The following is an 18,936-nucleotide window of genomic DNA, read 5'->3' as shown; positions in this document are numbered from 1 at the left end:
TCCGGCCGGCGCGACGATGCGATCGTCGCCGTCGATGGCGTCGCCGAATCGTTACTGCGTGGGGGCCGGCTCGTCGACGACGTAGTGGCACCCTCTCGACTCCGCGTTCTCGCTCGCTGCGCGCGCGATCAGCAGCGCCACGACGCTCGCGTTCCGGAGTTCGTACAGGTCGCGGGCCGTCCGGGTGCGGACGTAGGCGTCGACCTCGCCCTTGAGGCGCCGGAGGACGGCGCTCGCGCGGGCGATTCCGTCGGGATCGCGTTCGAGTCCCAGGTAGTCGTCCATCGTCCGCTGCAGGCGGGTGAACTTCTGGGCGGCGAAGCGATCGGGCAGGGCCGGATCGCTGTTTCGGAGGTCGGGCGCCTCGATCGGTTCCGGGTCGAACCGCTCCGCGGTTTCACCGCTCCGCCCCGAGGTGCGATGCACCTCGCTGACCGCGTCCTCGCCCGCGCGGAGCCCCCAGACGAGCCCTTCTAGCAGACTCGTACTCGCCAACCGATTCGCACCGTGGACGCCCGTTCGCGCGCACTCGCCGACGGCGTAGAGCCGATCGAGCGTCGTCCGCCCGCGATCGTCGACGTCGATCCCGCCGCAGCAGAAGTGCTCGCAGGGTGCGACGGGGATCTCGTCGCCGTCGACGCCCCGATCGCGACACGTCGCGGCGAGGTTCGGGAACTCGGCCTCGAAATCGAGGGGACGCACGTCGAGGACGACCTCGCCGGTTTCCTCCCGTTCGGCGGCGACGGCGCGCGCGACGACGTCCCGCGGAGCGAGTTCCGCCTGCGGGTGGTAGTCGGCCATGAATCGATCGCCGTCACCGTTGCGGAGGACGGCGCCCTCGCCGCGGAGGGCTTCGGAGAGCAAGAAGGGCGCGTCCCCGTCGTACGCGGTGGGGTGGAACTGAACGTACTCGAGGTCAGCCACGTCGGCACCCGCGAGTGCGGCCATCGCGATCCCGTCACCAGTCGCGTCGTCGGGGTTGGTCGATCGACCGTAGAGCGCGCCGATGCCGCCGGTGGCGAGGATCGTGGCGCCGGCGTAGATCGGTTTGCCGGTCGGTTCTTCGTCGCTTATCACGCCGTGAACGCGCCCCTCGTGGGTGAGCAGGTCGAGCGCGGCGACGTTCTGTCGAACCTCGATCCGATCGCGCTCGTCGACGAAGTTCAGGAAGGGGCGCAGAATGTGCGTCCCCGTCGCGGCGGCGACGTGGAGGATCCGACGCTGGGAGTGTGCGGCCTCGCGGGTGTAGTCGAATTCGCCGTTCCCATCCGCACGCTCGTCGAACGCGATCCCGAGGGTGTCGAGGAGCACGTCCTCGACGGCCTCGTCGGCGGTCTCCACGAGGACGTCGACGGCGTCGAGATCGGCCGTCCCGTCGCTCGCCTCGAGAATGTCCCGTTTGAGACCCTCGGGATCGCCGCGGGTGGTCGAGATGCCGCCCTGCGCCCGGTCGGTGCTGGCGTCGTCGGGCCGTTCGGCTTTCGTCAGCAGCAGGACGTCCGCGCCCGCCCGCGCCGCGGCGAGGGCGGCCGCACAGCCCGCGATACCGCTACCGACGACGAGTACGTCCGTCGTCTCGTGGGGGTGGTTCTCCGTCATGGCTCTCAGATCTCGAGCATCCGATCGAGCGCCAGTTTCGCGAGTTCCTTCTCCTCCGGGGCGACCTCGATCACGTTGCGTTCGCGACCCTCGACCAGTTCCTCGAGCACCCAGGCGAGGTAGTTGGGGTCGATCTGGCGCATCGCGTTGCAGTCCATGCAGGCGTCGCCACAGAGCGGGAGCACGTTCACGTCGGGGTGCCACCGCTCCAGATGGTTCGCGAGGTGGATCTCGGTGCCGATCGCCCACGTCTCGCCGGGGTCGGCCTCGGCGATCGTCTCGCAGATCGTCGCCGTCGAGCCCACGACGTCCGCGGCCTCGACGACCTCGCGGCGACACTCGGGGTGGACGACCACGTTCGCGTCGGGGTGTTCCTCGCGGATGGCCTCGACGTGGTCCACGCGGAACCGCTCGTGAACCTGACAGTAGCCGTCCCAGAGGATGATGTCCTTCTCGGCGACGTCGTCGTCGTCCTTGCCCTCGGGGTCCCATGGGTCCCACGTGGCGATTTCGCCCCCCATTCCCAGCCGGTGGGCGGTGTTCTCCCCGAGGTGCTTGTCGGGCAAGAAGAGGACTTTGTCGCCTCGATCGAAGGCCCACTCGAACGCGCGGTGGGCGTTCGAGGAGGTGCAAACGAGTCCGCCCTGGCTCGCACAGAACGCCTTCAGATCGGCGTAGGAATTCATGTACGTGATCGGAACGATGTCGGCGTCGGGCGCAGCCGCGGTGATCTCGGCCCACGCGCTGTCGACCTGCAGTGCCTCGGCCATCCCGGCCATGGGACACGACGCCTCCATGCTCGGGAGGATCACCGTCTGGTCGTCGTCGGTGATGATATCCGCGCTCTCAGCCATGAACGTGACCCCGCCGAAGATCACGTACTCCGCGTCAGCCTCGGCGGCCCGCTTCGAGAGCTGATAGGAGTCGCCGACGAAGTCGGCGTGCTCGACGACCTCGCGGCGCTGGTAGTTGTGTCCGAGGATTACGACGTCGTCACCGAGCGCCGCGAGCGCCGCCTCGATGCGCTCGGTTCGCTCGTCCACCTCGAGATCCCGGTATCGCGAGGGCAGCTGTTCGAGGTTGTCGTATTTGAACAAACTTAAATCGGTCTCCAGCTCCGCCGTTTCCATTTTTACCATGTTACGCTACCTGTGGTTGTGCTCACGTCGTCGGCCCATATTGAATAACTTTTTCCTTCGAAATCCTATTCCGGAGGATTACCACCGAGAGATGCGGCAGTAGGGAACGCCCCATCGGTTTTTCAGACTGGAGAATAGATTTTTCCTCCGGTCGACCGCTATGCGGACGTTGAGTTCTTTTACCGGGCGTCCCTAGAGGCGGTATGAGACTCGAAGATCCCTTCGCCGGCTTCACGCGGCGGGACTGGGAGCGGACAGCGCCCGAGGGGACGGTCCGTCTCGCCGTCGTCGGCACCGGCGGCTTCGCCCGGAATCGGGCCCTTCCCGCGATCGCCGAGGGGACGTACTGCGAGGCGACAGCGCTCGTGACGGGATCGCCCGATCGGGCGCGATCGCTCGCAAGCGAGTTCGACGTCGACCACGTCCTCGATTACGACGGGTTCCGCGTGGGGGACCACGCCGGCACCTACGACGCGGTCTACGTCGCGACGCCGAACGCGACCCATGGCGAGTACGCGATCGCCGCAGCCGAGCACGGCAAACACGTCATCTGTGAGAAACCGTTAGAGGCGTCGGTCGATCGCGCTCGGGCGGTCGTCGACGCCTGTCACGAGGCCGACGTGACCCTGATGACCGCCTACCGACTGCAGACCGAGCCGACGGTTCGGCGCACGCGAGAACTCGTCCGCGACGGCGTGATCGGCGACCTCGTTCAGATCCACGGCAGTTTCTCGCACCCGATCCTCGAGTACGCGGGGTCGAACACGTGGCGCCTCAACCCCGACCTGGCGGGCGGCGGCGCACTCGTCGACCTCGGCGTCTACCCGCTGAACACGATCCGATTCGTGCTCGGCCGCGATCCCGACGGCGTGTACGCGACGACCCACTCCAGTGGCGACCCGTTCGATGAGGTCGACGAACACGTCGCTTTCCAACTCGAGTTCCCGTCGGGGGCAACGGCTTCCTGTACGGCGAGTTTCGACGCGCACGCCAGCAGCCGGCTCGAACTGATCGGCACCGACGGAATGATCTCGATCGCCTCGCCGTTCGGCGGCGTCGTCCCCCAAGAAATGGTCATCGAGAGCGGCGACATGTACATGGAGTACACGGGCCCGCCGGTCGACGAAGTTCGCGAGGAGTTCGATTACTTCGGCTACTGCGTGCTCACGGGCACCGATCCCGAACCCGACGGCGAGGACGGCGTCACGGATCTCCGGGCGATCGAGGCCGCCTACGAGTCGGCGGAGACGGGGCGACGGGTCGATCTCGACTGACCGACGTCAGCGTCGATCGGGCGCGAGTTCGTCGATCGTCCGCCGGGCCAGGTCATCCGAGGCGGGCGCGGGGATCACGACGATCGGGTGATCGACCCCCGTCTCCGAGACGAGGGTTCGAAGTTGCTCGCGCGCGTCGTCGGGCGTTCCCGCCACGCCGAGGTCGTCGACCATCTCGTCCGTAACGGCCTCGGCGGCCGCCCCTTTCTCGCCGTCGCGCCACGCCTCGGCGACCCGATCGGCCGCGTCGGGGTAGCGCATGCCGACCGCCCGGCGGTAGCCCTCGCCGCTGCCGACGTAGTAGGCGACGTGCTTGCGCAGCACCGCTCGAGCGTCGTCGGAGTCGTCGCTCACCGCGGCGGGGACGTACGGGGCGATCGCGATCTCGTCGGGGTCGCGATCGCGTTCCCGGGCCGCCTCGGCGACGACTTCGAAGGCGTCGTCCAGTTCGGAGAAGGGGATGTTGTGGGGGATCCACCCGTCGCAGAGCCGTCCGACGACGCGCCGGTTCGCCGGTCCGAGTCCAGCGTGGTAGATCGGGAACTCGGCGTCGATCGCCGGGAAGTCGGCGACCGAGAGCAGTTCGCCGTCGTACTCGACTGGCTCGCCGGTTCCCGCGGTGAGTTCCTGGACGATCTCGATCGTCTCGTGGGCGCGCCGGACCGGTCTGTCGAAGGCCATCCCGTGCAGATCCTCGACGGCCTTCGGAGTGCTCGTTCCCAGGCCGAGCGTGAACCGGCCGTCGGACGCCTGCTGCATCGAGGCGGCGGTCATCGCGAGCACCGCGGGCGATCGGGAGTAGACGTTTAAGATCGCGGTGCCGACGTCGATCGACTCGGTTCGACCCGCGATCTCGGCGGCCTGGACGACGCCGCTCGCGCCCCAGAGTTCGCCGACCCAAACCGCGTCGTACGCCCGCTCCTCCGCGCGAACGGCGACGTCGGCGAGATCCACGTCGCCGAAGGCCGTCACCATGAGTCCAACCTCCATGCCCGGGTGGAGAACGTCCACCACGAAAATCCGTGGGGTCGAAGAGGGACTGTCGACTCGCCCTCTGTTCCCCGATCGGCCCCGCGGCGGGCGAACGAGACGGCCGGATGACGCCGTCTGGAACGCGACGACACCACCGAAACTGGACGGCGGCGGCGGCGCGATAGCCGACGCCGGTGACGAACGCGACGACGATCGGTCCGGGCCGATTTCACTTCCGCTCCGGTGGCGGCAGTTTAAATACGATCGGGATCGAACTGACGCATGCCTCCCAGTGAAACCAAGGAGGAGGCGTGACACCATGAGCGACGTACGACAGCACGCGGACGACATACACGACCAGTTTTCGGACCATCTCGACCTGAGCGTCGAGGACGTCGAAAAGCGCCTGCGAACCCTCGTCGACGAGTACAAAGTGCCGATCGACGAGGCGCGCCGGAGCGTGACGAACCACTACCTGGAGGAAGCCGGCCTCGATCGCGAGGACCTCGCGAGCGGATCGAGCGAGGCCGCCCAGGTCGAGGACGTCGACGAGCCGGAACAGTGGATCGACCTCACCGCGAAGGTCATCGAACTGTGGGAGCCCCGCAGCGATTCCGTCGCGCAGGTCGGCCTGCTGGGCGATCCGACGGGCACGATCAAGTTCACTAAGTGGGCCAAATCCGACCTTCCCTCGCTCGACGAGGGCGGCGTCTACGAACTCCGGAACGTCGTCACCGACGAGTACCAGGGCAGGTACTCGGTCAAGCTGAACTCGACGACCGTCATCGAGGAACTCGACGAGGACATCGAAGTCGGCGACGACACCAGCGAGATCGAGGGCGCCCTCGTGGACATGCAAAGCGGCAGCGGCCTCATCAAGCGCTGCCCGCACGACGACTGCACTCGAGTGCTCCAGAACGGCCGCTGCAGCGAGCACGGCGAGGTCGAAGGTGAATTCGACCTCCGGATCAAGGCCGTCGTCGACGACGGGATCGACGCCCACGAGGTCATCTTCGACAAGGACGCCACGGAGGACCTGACGGACATCAGCTTAGAAGAGGCGAAAGACATGGCGATGGACGCGCTCGACACCACCGTCGTCGCCGACGAGATTCGCGATCAGATCGTCGGCACCTACTACCGCATCGAGGGACCGACCTTCGGCCGCTACGTCCTGGCCGACGACGTCGAGGAACTCGACGGGCCGGCGAATGCCGAGGAACTGCTGATCAAAGCGAGGTCGATGTGACATGAGCCAGGCAGAACTCACCCGCGAAGTCGCCCGCCGCGTCTTCGCCTCCGAATTCAACGATTCGACGTATACCTTCAAAGAGAGCGACGACGAGCGCGCGCCCAACTACGCGCTGCTCCCGACGGGCGATCGCGCGAACCGCGTGTTCATCGTCGGCACCCTCACCGAGACCGAGGACGTCGGCGAGGACAGCGAGTACTGGCGCGGCCGCGTCGTCGACCCGACGGGGACGTTCTTCGTCTACGCCGGCCAGTATCAGCCCGAGGCCGCCTCGGTCCTGCGGGATGCCGAGCCGCCGGCGTACGTCGCGATCGTCGGTAAACCGCGAACCTTCGAAACCGACGACGGCACCGTCAACGTCTCAGTCCGCCCCGAGTCCATCGCGATCGTCGACGACGCCACTCGCGATCGCTGGGTCGTCGAAACCGCCGAGCGCACGCTCGATCGGATCGAAGCCTTCCGCGAGTGGGAAGCCGAGCAGGAGGCGCCCGAGAGCGGCTCGACGGCGCCGACGAACGAGTACGCCCAGATGGCCCGTGAGCGGTACGACTCGCCGGTCGAGAACTACCGCCGCGACGTGATCCAAGCGCTCGAGAGCTTAGAAGAGATCGAAGCGGACGCGACGGCCTGATCGCAGCGACCGACACACCACCGACGACACACCCGCGGTTCTTTTCGCGATCGACGCCAGACGCGAGCGACGGCAGTTGTCGACGCCCCACGGCGGCTCTTCGGTCTCGTTGTGCGATCGTCTGACAAAGTGTTAAGTGCGACGACGGTCGACTATCCCTACAATGGGCAACAAGAACAAGACGATCTCGTTTCGCGTGAACGAGGACGCGTTCGAGGCGTTACAGGACATCGCCGAGGAGCGCGACATCTCGTTGTCCGCCGTTTTCCGGGACTACGTCGATCAACTCGTCGAACACGACGGACAGGTCGCGGTCGTGCCGGAGTCCGACCTCCGAGCCGCGGGGACTGCCGAGGGAGAAGGGGACCTCCAGTTCCCTCCGACCGTGGAGGTGCCGAAGAGCTTCATCCGGGAGCACGAACGGCTCGAACTCGAAGCCGACCACCTCCGCGAGCAACTCGACGAGTACAAATCCTACGTCACCGACCTCCAGGACCGCCTCGAGGACGAGAACAACGAGGTACTCCTGCTCGACGACCTCGACGAGGCCGACGGTCCGTCGCAGCTCCGCTAGGGACGCGAGCGCTGACGGCGTGAAAACCGCGATCGGCGATTCGTTCCGGATTATCTCGTGAGGTCCCGCTTTGCCCGGCGAATCTCGTCTTCTTTCTCCCCGGCGCCGTCGACCCGGGCGAGGGCTTCGGCCGCTTCGAGCGTGCGGACGCCGTCGTCGAGGAACGAAAGGACGTCGCCGGCGTAGGCGTAGACCATGTAGTCGTCGGACATCACGTCGACGATCGCGCCCGGACCGAGCCCCTGCGCGCGGAGTTCGAGCAGGTACCGGATGAACTTCTGCTCCGGGCAGCCGCAGTAGGGGTTGTCGTCGCAGTCGCAGTCGAGAAAGTCCTCGGCGAAGTCCAGCACCCGATCGCGGGTCGTGTCGTCGAGTTTGTCGAGGCCGTCCCCGCGAAAGAGCAGGTCCAGGGTCGCCCCCTTGAACGCGCCTTTGGGAATGTTCGTCTCGAGCTGGGAGCTGAGCTGCCGATGGTTCTTGATGTAGATCTTGTCGGTGATGGCCACGCGTTGGCGGTGCTACGGGTGTCGGGCCGAAAAACGTCCCGGTTGTGCGGCTCGGAGTGAGCGCGATTGGAAACGAACGGAGTGAGAAACGCGGAATGCGAGCGGGGAGCAAAGCGACCCACGAGCGAAGCGGATGAGAATTGCGATGAAGCGAGCGGCGAAGCCGCGAGCGGGAGCGTGCGATCGAAATCCTGCGGTACGGAGTCGCACACTCCCGTCCCCGAGTCGTAACGTATTTCAGTCCAACCACCTGTAGAGAGAAGTGTAAGCGCGTCCGGGTTGGGGTAGTGGTTATCCTTCAGCCTTGTGGAGGCTGAGACGCGGGTTCGATTCTCGCACCCGGACTTTCTGCGGCGAACAACTCCGTGAGCCACAGAAATCCGCGGAGAATCGAACCCTGGAAGTCGCAGCGCCGAGCGGAGCGAGGCGACCGTCTTCCTTCGGTTCGATTCTCGCACCCGGACGTTTTCGCGACGATTCTACGGGAGTCCGATCGAGAATTGACTCACCAGCGGTGGTGTACGTGTTCGGCGACGTACTCCTCGTAGACGTCTCGCGTCGCGCCGTGGGCCCGGTTGGATAGCGGTTCGAGATCGGATGCGGCGGCGTTCGATCGGACGTGCTTCGGCGACGTGGTCCCCGGAATGACCGTCGACACCGCCTCGTGGTCGAGGATCCAGCGGAGCGTGAACGCGGCCAGCGAGAGATCCTCGGGAACGTGGGGGTCGAGCGCCTCGACGGCATCGTGACCCGTCTCGTAGGGGACGCCCGCGAACGTCTCCCCGACGTCGAACGCCTCGCCCTCGCGGTTGAAGTTGCGGTGGTCGTTCTCGGGGAACGACTGCTCGCGATCGAGCGCACCCGTCAGCAGCCCCGAGGCGTACGGGACGCGGACGATCACGCCGATATCCTTCTTTCTGGCTTGCTCGAAGAACAGCTCCTTCGGGCGCTGACGAAACGGGTTGAAGATGATCTGGACCGTCTCCACGACGTCGTACTCGATCGCCTTGGTCGCCTCCTCGACCTTCTCGACGCTGACGCCGGCGTGGGCGATCGTGCCCTCGTCTGTGAGCCGTTCGAGGGCCTCGAACGTCGACGGCTGGTAGTACGCCTCGGTCGGCGGGCAGTGCAACTGGACGAGGTCGAGCGTCTCCTCGCCGAGGTTCTCGCGGCTCCGGTCGACGAACTCGGAGATGTTCTCGTAGGTGTAGCGGCCCGCTTCGTGGGGATCGAGCCGTCGACCGGCTTTCGTCGCAACGAAGACGTCGTCGTGAGCGTCGCGCTCGTCGAGGACGCGGCCGACGTGTCGCTCGCTGCGACCGTCGCCGTAGACGTCCGCGGTGTCGACGAAGTCGATACCCGAATCGAGAGCGGCGCGGACGACGTCGCGGCCGGTCTCGTCGGAGACGTCGCCCCAGCTGCCGCCGATGTTCCACGTGCCGAGGCCGACTTCCGAGACGTCGCGTCCGGTCGAACCGAGTCGTCGATGGTTCATGCCCGATCGATGATCGCCGGATCGGGTATGTCTTGGCCTCGTGGCAATCGACCGCGTGGGCGGTCCGTGAGCGGCAGTCTGCGACGCGGTCTGAGTTACGAGTACGGCTCGGATGTGCGACGATCGACGGCGTACAACGCGATCGCCACGCTGACGACGGCGACGCCGATCCCGGCGATCACGTCGATCAACCAGTGAATGCCGAGGAACATCGTCGAGACGATGATGGCCGCGGCGAGGACGGTCGCGACCCACGACCACAGCGGGTAGTCGTCGCGCGTTCGCCACGCCAGTATCGCCACGGTTACCGCGAACGAGACGTGAAGCGACGGAAAGACGTTCGCGCTCGAGTTGATCTCCGCGGTGAACGTCATCACCTGCGGATACTGCTCGAACATCGGCTCTCGAACGGTGTCGATCACCTTCCGCGGGCCGCGTGCGATAAACAGGAGGTAACAGAGCGCGCCGATGCCGTAGTTAGCGCTGTAGGCGACGAAGAGCTCCTTCAGATGCCGGTGCGTCGGTAAGAACAGATACGCGATCACCGAAAAGCAGAGGATAAATCCGAATCCGAACAGGTAGACGGACGAAAAAAATCCGGTCAATTCGAGCGGGATGAGCGACTGAAGGGCCGCGACGAAATCGCCCTCGAGAGCGTACAGTTCGTCGGTGATGTTGACGCCCAAGGCTGTCGAGAGCCGCTGTCCCGTGGTCGTGTGCGACGCTCGGTTGAACAGGTACACGAGGATCAATACGCCGGCGTACGGCGCGATCGCCCGTGACCGCGCTTGTATCTCATCGACGGTCAGCGCGAACGGATCGATGCCGCTGAGTTTGCTCATCACTGCGACCAGCGCGGTAACCACGAGGACGATGAGGATAGTTATGCTCCCGAACGCCATACGGCCACTGTACAGTAGCAGACGGAGGCGATTAAGCCGTTCGCCGTCTTATTTAGGTGCCGTTCGCGGGCGGCAGATCGGCGAGCCGACCGATGCGTGCGTCAACAGCGGGTCGATCCTTGGTAGCGGGCCGCCCGTCGGTAGCGGGTCACCCCGTCTCTCATCCCGCTTTTTACGAGCCCTTGACTACGAACGCGGTTCCAGTCCCGAAGAAACCGACAGTACACGTCGTCATCTTCGATCCGAAGGAGCGTTTCGTCGTTGTTGGTCAACCCGAATCCGCTCAAATTCTGCGAGCCCGTGTAGACGAGTTTCCGGCGCTCCGCGTCGCCGTCGACGTCGAAATCCGCGTCTATCAACATATTCTTTGAATGAACGTTCGGGGACCGATCGGGCGTCAATCCCTTTCGTGGGGTGTAGCTCGGATATTCGAGCACTTCGGCTCCCGCGTTTCGGAGATGATCGGCGACGTTGCTGGCCCCTTGGTTGAGGATCACGCCGACGGAGCACCCGCCGTCGACGAGCTCCGCGATTCGGTCGATCACTTCGAGGCGGCCCGTATCCCAGATGAAGTACATGAACCGAATCGCCGCGTCCGAGGACGGTGAAACGTTTTCGAGCGCCGTAAGGAGGGGGTCGAAGTCGGATCGGGGAGAGAAGAAGACGGTGGCGGTGTCGGTTTCGACGGTTCGGTTATAGTGATAATTCGTCTCGCCGGTCATCATGTCGTTCCAGTAACTTCGATAGGCGTCGTACAGGTCGGCGTCCCCGCGGAACACGATCGACGTGTTGTGCAGGTGGCGTTGACTGTTCGTGAAATTAGCCGACGACTGCCAGACGACCTCCGTCTCGCCGTTTCGTAACGTGTCCAGGAGGAGAAATTTGTTGTGATTGATATTGTCTCCGATCGCTCCATCGACGGTGATCGATACCGAATCGTCCAGCTCGTCGAGTAACAGTCGCGTTGCGGCCGTGTGAGCGAAGTGCTCGTCGATCAGTATGTTCAGGTCGACGCCCCGCTCGGCGGCTTCGATGCACGTCCTCGCCAGGTTCGTTCGCGTGAACGTAAAGGTGGAGAGGTGAACGGTCGATCCCGGTGCCGCACGGGACAATAGCGTAGCTACCGTCTCTTCGTGGACGTCGTCCGGCTCTCCTCTGAGCGTCGGATAACTGAACGCAGTCTCGACGGGGGAGCCGGTTTCGACGTCAGGTACCACGTCGGTTGCCGGTGACAGGGAGGCCATCGTTCCGGCCGCACTCGTCGCACCGAGCAGTTTGAGAATCGTTCGTCGCTTCACGGTTATCTGAAGGGGCGATCCCCGCGGGCGGTCGGGATGTGAGGGTGCAGCCGTCCGAGGCGTTCCGTCACCGGACAACCGTGGAGTGGTATCTCGGCTTTCATCGGCGAATACTGGGGTAAAGATGGACTAACCGATATTAATTTTCTGTTCTCAGTTTGATTCAATAATCGAGATAGTAGCTCGTAATTGAGTGTCGGTAGTACTGACTTGCGGCGGAACCTCGACGCGCCGATCGGTCTAGAACGCGTACTCGGTGCTTTCATGGGGAGCGAAGGCACCCGTCTCGTCGCATTCGATGTGGCGCCTCGAGCCGAAAGAAGAGCGTGACCGACAGGTCTCCGGTAAACGCAGCCGAAGGACGATCGATACAACGTGGATCAGTCGACGCCCGCCGACGCCCGTGACCGCGGCTCACAGCCCGTGACTACGGCCGGACACATTCGCGCGAACGCAGACACCTACTATCGATTCGTGGCGATCGAGACGCGCCGGCCGCTACAGCGGTGCGCCGACCAGCACGAGTTTCGCCCGCTCGTCGCCCCGGTTGTGGATCTGTCGCGATTCGTCGGGGTCGAGTCGGATCACCTCATCGGCCTCGAGCGCGATCGTCTCCGATCGATCGGTCAGGTCGACCTCGACGGCGCCCTCCACGACGTAGTAGATCTCCTCCTGACCGGTCTTCGTTTCGTCGTGTTCCTTGCCTTTGCGGCCGGGTTCGAGTTCGAGCACCGACAGTCCGAGTCGATCTGCGCCGAGGGCGCCTTTCAGGAACCACAGTCCGCCCCACTCCTCCGGGGCGACCGAGTCGACATCAGTCTTCGTCGCGGTGTCGTAGCCCATGCGCGAGCGTTATCGCTCATCAGTAAAAATGAGATCGAACCGGAAATCGGTCGCGGCGATCGGTCGAGCGTCGGCGCTACTCCCGTTCTTCCATCGGCAGGTCGCCGAGGTCGATCGACTGATAGACGTCCGACTGCAACTCGGACGCCCGATCCTCGGTGAGGAGGCCGCCCTCCTCGAGCGCGTCGATCAGTTCCGCGATCGTATCGCAGAGGACTTCCGGATCGTTGATACCGGTAGTGTCATCCATACTCTATCGTCCGCCTCGACGGTATTCAGCGGGCGGCGTGCAAGCGCGTGGTCGACCGGACCGCGATCGCCTTCGAGGGCACCCGGCGAACGAAGACGATCGGCGGACTCGATCCGACGAAGTGGCAGACGCTCTGCTCTCCGAACTGCGGAGTTCGTCTGAAGACGGTTTTCGTCGGCGAGTGACGGACTCGGGCACCGTGAAGCTCGGACGATTCGCTTCACCGCCCCTAATACACAAGGCCCCGCGTTTAGGCGCTCCGGACCGAAGCGGTGCGTATGGCGGACGCCCGACTCGGCGGACTGGTCGACGATCCGCGGCGAAACGCGGCGCTAGCCTGGCTCGTGACGGCACTCCTCGCCACGCTCGCGATCGCGCACGCCCTGTCGGGGTCGTACCGCTGGTTCGTCTTCACCGGGTTCGCGATCGCGATCGTGCTGGCTCCGGTCGTCGCCTTCAGGGACCCGATCGCGATGCCGCCCTGGGAGCTCCTGCTGTTGGTCCTGGTGCCGATCGTCGACGCCACGGTCCTCGGCAAGTCGGTGCTAACGAGCGTCACCGTCTACGTCGCCGTCGCGACGATCGCGCTCCTCGTCGCCGTCGAGATTGATCGCTTCACCGCGGTCCGAATGAACCACGCGTTCGCGATCGCGTTCGTCGTGCTCGCGACGTTGGCCGTCGCCGGCGCGTGGAACGTCGCGTTGTGGGTCTCGGATGTCGCGTTCGGGACGGCGTACATCCTCGGCGATCGATCCCAGGACGCGGCCAACCGCGCGATGATGTTCGACTTCGCCTACGCCGCGGTCGCCGGGCTGGTCGCCGGCGTCGTCTTCGATCGGTACGTCCGCTCCGGCGTGGCGGTGATCGCCGATCAACCGTCCGGACCGCAGCGATCCGCGCCCGACGCCGGATCCCAGCCGTCCGCGTCCGACTCGGAGCCGGACCCGGTGCCGTCGCTGGTCCGCGATCGACTCGACGTCTCTGAACGGACCGTCAGACGGCTCTCGCGGATCATGCAAGTCGCCCTCGCGGTGATACTCGGGTACGGCCTCGTCAACCGCGATCCCACGACGATCGCGAACGCCGCGATCGCCCTCGCCATCACGTTTTTCCCGGCGATCTTAGAGCGCGACTACCGACTGCCGCTCGAACCCGAACTGGTGTTCTGGCTGACGGCGGCCGTCTTTCTGCACGCCCTCGGATCGGCCGGCCTGTACGGGTTCATCGGTCCGTGGGACAGTCTAACGCACACGATCTCCGCGACGGTCGTCGCCGCGGCGGGGTACACCGTCGTCCGGGCGATCGACCTTCATACCGACGAGGTGTACTTCCCGACCCCGATGCTGGTCGCCGTCATCCTCGTGTTCGTGCTGGCGTTCGGCGTCCTCTGGGAACTGCTGGAGTTCGGCATCGATCAGAGCGCCCGGCGACTCGGAATGGGAGCGATCGTCGCCCAGCACGGGCTCTCGGATACGATCGTCGACCTCGTCTACGACGTCGTCGGCGCCGCGGTCGCTGCGATCTGGGGATCGATCTATCTCACCGATCTCACGCACCGCATCGCCGATCGGTTCGACGGGTGAGGGGGCGGCCGAAGGGGGCCGCCCGCGGCGAGGATCAGTTCGCCAGCTCGGTGAGCCGTCGTACCTCCGCGTCGTCGAGCGAGAGCCGCGACGCGGCGACGTTCGCCTCGAGATGGTCGGGGTCCGACGTCCCCGGGATGGGGAGGACGACGTCCGATCGGTCGAGCAACCACGCCAGCGCGACCTGTCTGCGGGTGGCGTCGTGCTCGTCGGCGATTTCGTCCAGCGGCTCCGCGTGCGCCGCGAGATCGTCGCCGTCGATCGGCGCCCAGGGGATGAAGCCGATCCCGTTCTCTTCGCAGACCGTAAGCACGTCGGCGCTGGAGCGATCGTTCACGTTGTATCGGTTCTGAACGGTGGCGACATCGACGTGCTCGCGGGCTGTCTCGAGTTGCTCGACCGAGACGTTGCTCACGCCGACCTCGCGAACGAACCCCTCGTCTTGGAGTTTGGCGAACGTCGCGATGGAGTCCTCGTACGGCGTGTCGGGATCCGGCCGGTGGAACTGATAGAGGTCGATCGTGTCGGTCCGCAATCGATCGAGGGAGACGAGGACCTGATTGCGAATGTAGTCCGGGTCGCCATGGGAGAGCCAGTCACCGTCGCGATTTCGGAGGAGCCCCGCCTTGGTCGCAACGAGCACGTCGTCGCGATCGCCGAGCGTCTGACCGATGAGCCGTTCGCTCACGCCGGGTCCGTAGGAGTCGGCGGTGTCGATCAGGTCGATTCCGAGATCGACGGCCGTTTCGAGGACCTCGCGAGCCTGTACCTCGTCCTCGGGCGGGCCGATTATCCCCTCGCCGCAGAGCCGCATCGCGCCGAAACCGAGCCGGTGAACCGTCGTTCCACCGAGTTCGAACGTGTCGCTTTCGTTTGCGATCGAGTCGTTGCTCACGGGAATAGCGTCTCGCGAACGGCTGATAACCGTTGAGCGGTCAGTCGCCGGGAGTCGGTCGACTCCTCGTTGGGAGTTCGCCTGAGGATCAGGTGAATCGAGTGGTCCTCGTCGATCTCGCGCAACTCGTCGAACGAGGACCAGGGGAGCTGGGTTTCGTACCACATCGGCCCGACGAGATCCGTCACGGCGACGATCTCGAGGCCGGACTCCGCCAGCGTATCGAGCATCCACTCGAACCGATCGTCGTCCAACCTGGAGCGGTGGAGTTCGAAGAAGAGCACCAGCGGCTGCTCCGAGTCGAGCACGTCGGACATCCCCTGAAACACCTGCGCCTCGTACCCCTCGACGTCCATCCGCACGACGTTGATCTCGTCGGCCGCGACGTCGCGCTCGTCGAGGATGGTCGAGACGGTCTTCTGCGGGACGTCGATCTGCCGCTCGACGTCGTGTGCCCGGGTGAACGACTCCTCGGCGACGTGCGATTTGTTACTCAGCGGTAGGATGTTGAAGGTGATCGTGCCGTCGCTGTCGCCGACCGCGACCCGTTCGACGTCGATCCGATCGCCGTAGCCGTTGCGCTCGATCGATCGTGAGAGGAGGTCGACGTTTCTCGGGTCGGGTTCGAACGCCAGTACGCGGGTGTCGTCCCCGAGAACACGCGCCTCGAGCAGCGCGTAGTAGCCGATGTTGGCGCCGATCTCCAGTACGGTGACGGGCGAGTCGACTTGCTGAGCAAGCTGGGTGAGTTCCCGCTCGAAGATGCTGGCCGACAGCTCCTCGCGGCCGCCGTACATCAACAGCTCCTGGGAGATGCCGGCCATTGTCGGATCGAGAACCATTTCGCTGCCGTTGATTTCGCGCACCACGGCCCGTTCGTCACCCCGCCAGGCGAGATAGCTCGTGTAGGCGTTCCAGTCTGTGAGTCCGCCCGTGAGCCCGCCGAGCAGGGGGCCGACCTCCCGTCGGCGGAGCCAGCGCCCGACTTTGCGCCGATTGGTTTCGAACCAGGGCTGGACGACCGACGGATCGCTAACTGCGTGGTTTACCTTCGCGACGATGTCCGCCATACGTACAGTGTCAATATCGGTGCTTTTGAGTATGTCCCTCACTATACCTACATGTACGTCACTTCGTAGCCTCTCGCGCGTCAACGAACGCGAGTCCGTCAATCGATCGAGGGCTGACGACCCGTACAACACGTTGCGTGTTAACTTGGGACAATACCTAACCGATCGGCGAGCGTAGGTATGGCGTGGTCACTCCGGGCCAGGTCTACGTGGCGATCGTCGTGCTGCTGTTGTTCGTTGCGTTAGGGGTCGGAATCCGCGTTCTGAAGCGGATCGCGCTGGACGGTCTCGAGCGGCGCCGCAAGTGGCGGGCGGAAGAGATCGAGCGGTACACCGAAGACGAGGAGTACGATCGGATTTCGTCCGAGACGCTCGCGAAGAATTCGGACGGACGGACGCGCCTGCTCTGTCGACGATGCGGCGCGGAGAACGATCCGTCGTTCTCGTACTGCCGTCAGTGCGTCGAACCCCTGTGATTCGCGCCGTCCCGAAAGGCCAACCGCGCGCCGTCGGTCGGCCGCCGAATCCGTCGGTCGACGGACCGGTCATCGCCGCTCGAGTAGGCGTAGATCGACGATGAGGGGAAACTCGCGCGAATCCTCGCGTTCGACCGCGACGGGGACGGCGAGGTCTACGCGCTCGACACCGGCGCCGACGGTGGCGGGCTCTTTCGTCTCGACGCCGCGTGACTGGATCGACGCGAAAAGCGACTGCGATCGTCTACAGGTCGTTCCCCGTCGCCTCCTCTACCGCCTCCTCGGCACCCTCGGCGAGCGCCTCTTCGGTTCCGCCGGATACGTACCCCTCGATCATCTCCACGAGTATCTTGACTATCGCCATGCTAACCGCACTGTATTACCGAATAATATATATTTGGAATTCTACCACTCTCGTCCGAGCCGCGGGCCCCGACCGTCGTCCCCACCGGGATAACCGATTCCGGTGTGGTCGAAGCCGTGGTCGATCGAACCGTCGAACGGTTCGGCGGTCTCGACGTGCAGCGCTCGACGCGGGAGCCCTCGGACGGAAGGCCGCCTCGAAGAGATGACCATCGAAGACTGCCGGATGGTACGCCGCCCGGGTGGGTCGGTAACTCCGCGATGTCCATCTCGGATCGCCCACCGTCCGACCCGTTCTTGGACCGAGGTGGTGGACGTCGCGTGACGACCCGCACGCCTATTCAGTTTCGCTCCCCGCTTGGCTCACGTATATTCAGTCGGAACGGGTACGACGGCGATGACGGTAGAGTTTGACCGGCACTGTATAGTTAACCCCTTCTAGGAGTTCATGTCAGTCGAATCCAGGACCTGTTCGATAGTTGACTTCATCCCGGCAAAGAATTTTCATAATCCATATGATGAGAATAGTAACTTTTAATCGTTTATGAATGTATTTTGTATTTGGCTATGCCACGAAAATTCAGCAGACGATCGGTCGTCAAATCACTCGGAATCACCGCGACGGGAATCACCGGAACCGCAGCACTGAGCGGTTCGGCGAGCGCGTTTAGCGACGGCGAGCGCGTCGAAGTTACCGCAAGCGCACTGAACACGCGGGAACAGCCCGGCACTGAATCGCCCATCGTCGCCACGCTGAACAACGGTGAGGTCGGCGAGATCATGAACGGACCGACCGACAAGGACGGCTACAGATGGTGGGGCGTCCATTGGCTCGATCGGAACGTGTGGGGCTGGTCGGTCGAGCGGTACCTCCAGTCCACGTCCGGCGACGGTTCGGACTTCGACTGGCCGATTACGGGTTACATTACGTCTCCGTACGGCGCTCGCCCCGGTCACTACGCGGTGGACATCGGCGCTAACGGCAACATCGGCGAACCGATTTACGCGGCTCACGACGGTGTCGTGGACATCCGAAGCTACGAATCGGGTGGCTGCGGCAACTACCTCAAACTCGGTCACGGAAACGGCTACCAGACGATGTACTGCCACCTGAACAGCTTCGACGTGGTGCAGGGCGAGAGCGTCGCACGCGGCCAGAAAATCGGCGGCATGGGTAACACCGGCAACTCGACCGGCCCTCACCTGCACTTCACTATCGAACGGAACGGCAACCACCTCTCGATTCCCGGCTCCGACGGCGAAACCGTCACGGCAGGCACCAAGATTCCGAAAGACTATTCCGGCATCTGAACTCGCGGTCTGCCGCAGTAGCCGGCACCGTTTAGGCGCAGAAAATTACAATCGATAGTATCGATAAGATTGCTTCGATATTTGTGGAATTTATCTAGTAAATTTGACACAAAGAATCTCCGTTCCGCGCGCTACACGTGGATTTTCTCGGACAAGAACCAGTTGGCCTCTGGCTCATCAAGGCACAGGGAGACGCCGAACGCGAACTGATCGGCCGACAGACGGGTAACCGGCCAAGTTTCGTCTTCTACACCGACGATCTCCTCGAGACGTACGAGACGCTAGTAGACCACGGGGCCACCGTTACGAGCGAACCGGATTCCGACGCCTCGAGCACCTACGTTCACTTCGAAGATCTGTACGGAAATCGCGGCATCCTCGTCGAGTTGGACGAGTCGGCCGCGTAGGCGCACGATCGGAATCGCGTTCGCGATCGTAATTCGAGTGCGCTGCTCGTCGTCGCGATCGGAGCAGAAATGCCGCCTCCCAGCATTGAACCAGAG

Annotated in this window: 20 protein-coding genes and 1 tRNA gene; 10 read left to right on the top strand and 11 right to left on the bottom strand. The window is 64.3% G+C overall.

What is annotated here, in order from left to right:
- Positions 1-51: 51 nt before the first annotated feature.
- Positions 52-1,599, bottom strand: a complete 1,548-nt coding sequence (locus MUH00_RS10095) for an L-aspartate oxidase (protein ID WP_246998076.1) — start codon at positions 1,597-1,599, stop codon at positions 52-54.
- Between the two features lie 5 nt (positions 1,600-1,604).
- On the bottom strand, positions 1,605-2,738 hold the full coding sequence (gene nadA, locus MUH00_RS10090) for a quinolinate synthase NadA (RefSeq protein ID WP_246998074.1): 1,134 nt from the start codon (positions 2,736-2,738) through the stop codon (positions 1,605-1,607).
- A gap of 203 nt (positions 2,739-2,941) precedes the next feature.
- Here nadA and gfo6 point away from each other — a divergent pair, with 203 nt between their 5' ends.
- Positions 2,942-4,012 carry a D-xylose 1-dehydrogenase Gfo6 gene (gene gfo6 / locus MUH00_RS10085; protein ID WP_246998072.1) on the top strand — a complete coding sequence of 357 codons (1,071 nt, stop codon included), beginning with the start codon at positions 2,942-2,944 and terminating at the stop codon, positions 4,010-4,012.
- A 6-nt stretch (positions 4,013-4,018) separates the two neighbouring features.
- On the opposite strand, the gene MUH00_RS10080 is transcribed toward gfo6, so the two are convergent.
- Positions 4,019-5,002, bottom strand: a complete 984-nt coding sequence (locus MUH00_RS10080; RefSeq protein WP_246998070.1) for an LLM class flavin-dependent oxidoreductase — start codon at positions 5,000-5,002, stop codon at positions 4,019-4,021.
- Between the two features lie 301 nt (positions 5,003-5,303).
- On the opposite strand from MUH00_RS10080, the gene MUH00_RS10075 reads away from it, so the two are divergent.
- The 3 genes from MUH00_RS10075 to MUH00_RS10065 all read left to right on the top strand — a co-directional run bounded on the left by MUH00_RS10075 (position 5,304) and on the right by MUH00_RS10065 (position 7,441).
- Positions 5,304-6,233, top strand: coding sequence for a replication factor A (locus MUH00_RS10075; protein WP_246998069.1), 930 nt, complete (start codon positions 5,304-5,306; stop codon positions 6,231-6,233).
- 1 nt (position 6,234) lies between these two features.
- The gene (locus MUH00_RS10070; protein WP_246998067.1) at positions 6,235-6,867 is read left to right on the top strand and encodes an RPA family protein; all 633 of its coding nucleotides are present in this window, start codon (positions 6,235-6,237) and stop codon (positions 6,865-6,867) included.
- Between the two features lie 163 nt (positions 6,868-7,030).
- Complete coding sequence (locus MUH00_RS10065) at positions 7,031-7,441, top strand: DUF8146 domain-containing protein (RefSeq protein WP_246998065.1); 411 nt, start codon at positions 7,031-7,033, stop codon at positions 7,439-7,441.
- Positions 7,442-7,491: 50 nt separating this feature from the next.
- Here the strand turns inward: MUH00_RS10065 and MUH00_RS10060 are convergent, their stop codons facing one another.
- On the bottom strand, positions 7,492-7,947 hold the full coding sequence (locus tag MUH00_RS10060; RefSeq protein ID WP_246998063.1) for a DUF5814 domain-containing protein: 456 nt from the start codon (positions 7,945-7,947) through the stop codon (positions 7,492-7,494).
- A gap of 273 nt (positions 7,948-8,220) precedes the next feature.
- On the opposite strand from MUH00_RS10060, the gene MUH00_RS10055 reads away from it, so the two are divergent.
- Positions 8,221-8,292 (top strand) — tRNA-His (locus MUH00_RS10055).
- 160 nt (positions 8,293-8,452) lie between these two features.
- Here MUH00_RS10055 and MUH00_RS10050 read toward each other — a convergent pair.
- The 5 genes from MUH00_RS10050 to MUH00_RS10030 all read right to left on the bottom strand — a co-directional run bounded on the left by MUH00_RS10050 (position 8,453) and on the right by MUH00_RS10030 (position 12,735).
- On the bottom strand, positions 8,453-9,442 hold the full coding sequence (locus MUH00_RS10050) for an aldo/keto reductase (protein WP_246998061.1): 990 nt from the start codon (positions 9,440-9,442) through the stop codon (positions 8,453-8,455).
- 95 nt (positions 9,443-9,537) lie between these two features.
- Complete coding sequence (locus MUH00_RS10045) at positions 9,538-10,344, bottom strand: phosphatase PAP2 family protein (protein WP_246998059.1); 807 nt, start codon at positions 10,342-10,344, stop codon at positions 9,538-9,540.
- A 101-nt stretch (positions 10,345-10,445) separates the two neighbouring features.
- A complete protein-coding gene (locus MUH00_RS10040) occupies positions 10,446-11,588 on the bottom strand; it encodes a phospholipase D-like domain-containing protein (RefSeq protein WP_246998057.1) in 1,143 nt (380 codons plus the stop codon).
- Positions 11,589-12,140: 552 nt separating this feature from the next.
- The gene (locus tag MUH00_RS10035) at positions 12,141-12,485 is read right to left on the bottom strand and encodes a cupin domain-containing protein (RefSeq protein WP_246998055.1); all 345 of its coding nucleotides are present in this window, start codon (positions 12,483-12,485) and stop codon (positions 12,141-12,143) included.
- Positions 12,486-12,561: 76 nt separating this feature from the next.
- Positions 12,562-12,735, bottom strand: coding sequence for a hypothetical protein (locus MUH00_RS10030; RefSeq protein ID WP_246998053.1), 174 nt, complete (start codon positions 12,733-12,735; stop codon positions 12,562-12,564).
- A 47-nt stretch (positions 12,736-12,782) separates the two neighbouring features.
- Here MUH00_RS10030 and MUH00_RS10025 point away from each other — a divergent pair, with 47 nt between their 5' ends.
- Together MUH00_RS10025 and MUH00_RS10020 are read left to right on the top strand one after the other, a co-directional pair.
- The gene (locus MUH00_RS10025; protein WP_246998051.1) at positions 12,783-12,920 is read left to right on the top strand and encodes a hypothetical protein; all 138 of its coding nucleotides are present in this window, start codon (positions 12,783-12,785) and stop codon (positions 12,918-12,920) included.
- A gap of 93 nt (positions 12,921-13,013) precedes the next feature.
- The gene (locus MUH00_RS10020) at positions 13,014-14,318 is read left to right on the top strand and encodes a DUF2238 domain-containing protein (RefSeq protein ID WP_246998049.1); all 1,305 of its coding nucleotides are present in this window, start codon (positions 13,014-13,016) and stop codon (positions 14,316-14,318) included.
- Between the two features lie 34 nt (positions 14,319-14,352).
- On the opposite strand, the gene MUH00_RS10015 is transcribed toward MUH00_RS10020, so the two are convergent.
- Positions 14,353-15,213 carry an aldo/keto reductase gene (locus tag MUH00_RS10015; protein WP_246998047.1) on the bottom strand — a complete coding sequence of 287 codons (861 nt, stop codon included), beginning with the start codon at positions 15,211-15,213 and terminating at the stop codon, positions 14,353-14,355.
- Positions 15,210-16,283 (bottom strand): FkbM family methyltransferase, encoded by a 1,074-nt coding sequence (locus MUH00_RS10010; RefSeq protein WP_246998045.1) that lies wholly within the window; start codon positions 16,281-16,283, stop codon positions 15,210-15,212. The genes MUH00_RS10015 and MUH00_RS10010 overlap by 4 nt, the downstream gene beginning before the upstream one ends.
- A 185-nt stretch (positions 16,284-16,468) precedes the next feature.
- Between MUH00_RS10010 and MUH00_RS10005 the strand changes: the two genes are divergently transcribed.
- The 3 genes from MUH00_RS10005 to MUH00_RS09995 all read left to right on the top strand — a co-directional run bounded on the left by MUH00_RS10005 (position 16,469) and on the right by MUH00_RS09995 (position 18,840).
- Complete coding sequence (locus MUH00_RS10005) at positions 16,469-16,759, top strand: DUF7577 domain-containing protein (protein WP_246998043.1); 291 nt, start codon at positions 16,469-16,471, stop codon at positions 16,757-16,759.
- A gap of 930 nt (positions 16,760-17,689) precedes the next feature.
- Positions 17,690-18,433 (top strand): peptidoglycan DD-metalloendopeptidase family protein, encoded by a 744-nt coding sequence (locus MUH00_RS10000; RefSeq protein WP_246998041.1) that lies wholly within the window; start codon positions 17,690-17,692, stop codon positions 18,431-18,433.
- Between the two features lie 137 nt (positions 18,434-18,570).
- Positions 18,571-18,840, top strand: coding sequence for a VOC family protein (locus MUH00_RS09995; protein ID WP_246998039.1), 270 nt, complete (start codon positions 18,571-18,573; stop codon positions 18,838-18,840).
- The last annotated feature ends 96 nt before the right edge of the window (positions 18,841-18,936 follow it).

Source organism: Halosolutus gelatinilyticus (genome assembly GCF_023028105.1).
Lineage (GTDB): Archaea > Halobacteriota > Halobacteria > Halobacteriales > Natrialbaceae > Halosolutus > Halosolutus gelatinilyticus.
Note: the sequence above shows the minus strand (reverse complement) of the source record. Positions and strands in the feature narration are given on the sequence as shown.

Excerpts from the sequence above, each read along its gene's own strand:
- nadA (WP_246998074.1), bottom strand. The coding sequence starts at position 2,738 with ATGGTAAAAATGGAAACGGCGGAGCTGGAGACCGATTTAAGTTTGTTC.
- MUH00_RS10070 (WP_246998067.1), top strand. The coding sequence starts at position 6,235 with ATGAGCCAGGCAGAACTCACCCGCGAAGTCGCCCGCCGCGTCTTCGCC.
- gfo6 (WP_246998072.1), top strand. The coding sequence starts at position 2,942 with ATGAGACTCGAAGATCCCTTCGCCGGCTTCACGCGGCGGGACTGGGAG.
- MUH00_RS10075 (WP_246998069.1), top strand. The coding sequence starts at position 5,304 with ATGAGCGACGTACGACAGCACGCGGACGACATACACGACCAGTTTTCG.
- MUH00_RS10035 (WP_246998055.1), bottom strand. The coding sequence starts at position 12,485 with ATGGGCTACGACACCGCGACGAAGACTGATGTCGACTCGGTCGCCCCG.
- MUH00_RS10000 (WP_246998041.1), top strand. The coding sequence starts at position 17,690 with ATGCCACGAAAATTCAGCAGACGATCGGTCGTCAAATCACTCGGAATC.
- MUH00_RS10030 (WP_246998053.1), bottom strand. The coding sequence starts at position 12,735 with ATGGATGACACTACCGGTATCAACGATCCGGAAGTCCTCTGCGATACG.
- MUH00_RS10045 (WP_246998059.1), bottom strand. The coding sequence starts at position 10,344 with ATGGCGTTCGGGAGCATAACTATCCTCATCGTCCTCGTGGTTACCGCG.
- MUH00_RS10095 (WP_246998076.1), bottom strand. The coding sequence starts at position 1,599 with ATGACGGAGAACCACCCCCACGAGACGACGGACGTACTCGTCGTCGGT.
- MUH00_RS10050 (WP_246998061.1), bottom strand. The coding sequence starts at position 9,442 with ATGAACCATCGACGACTCGGTTCGACCGGACGCGACGTCTCGGAAGTC.
- MUH00_RS10010 (WP_246998045.1), bottom strand. The coding sequence starts at position 16,283 with ATGGCGGACATCGTCGCGAAGGTAAACCACGCAGTTAGCGATCCGTCG.
- MUH00_RS10020 (WP_246998049.1), top strand. The coding sequence starts at position 13,014 with ATGGCGGACGCCCGACTCGGCGGACTGGTCGACGATCCGCGGCGAAAC.
- MUH00_RS10065 (WP_246998065.1), top strand. The coding sequence starts at position 7,031 with ATGGGCAACAAGAACAAGACGATCTCGTTTCGCGTGAACGAGGACGCG.
- MUH00_RS10040 (WP_246998057.1), bottom strand. The coding sequence starts at position 11,588 with ATGGCCTCCCTGTCACCGGCAACCGACGTGGTACCTGACGTCGAAACC.
- MUH00_RS10080 (WP_246998070.1), bottom strand. The coding sequence starts at position 5,002 with ATGGAGGTTGGACTCATGGTGACGGCCTTCGGCGACGTGGATCTCGCC.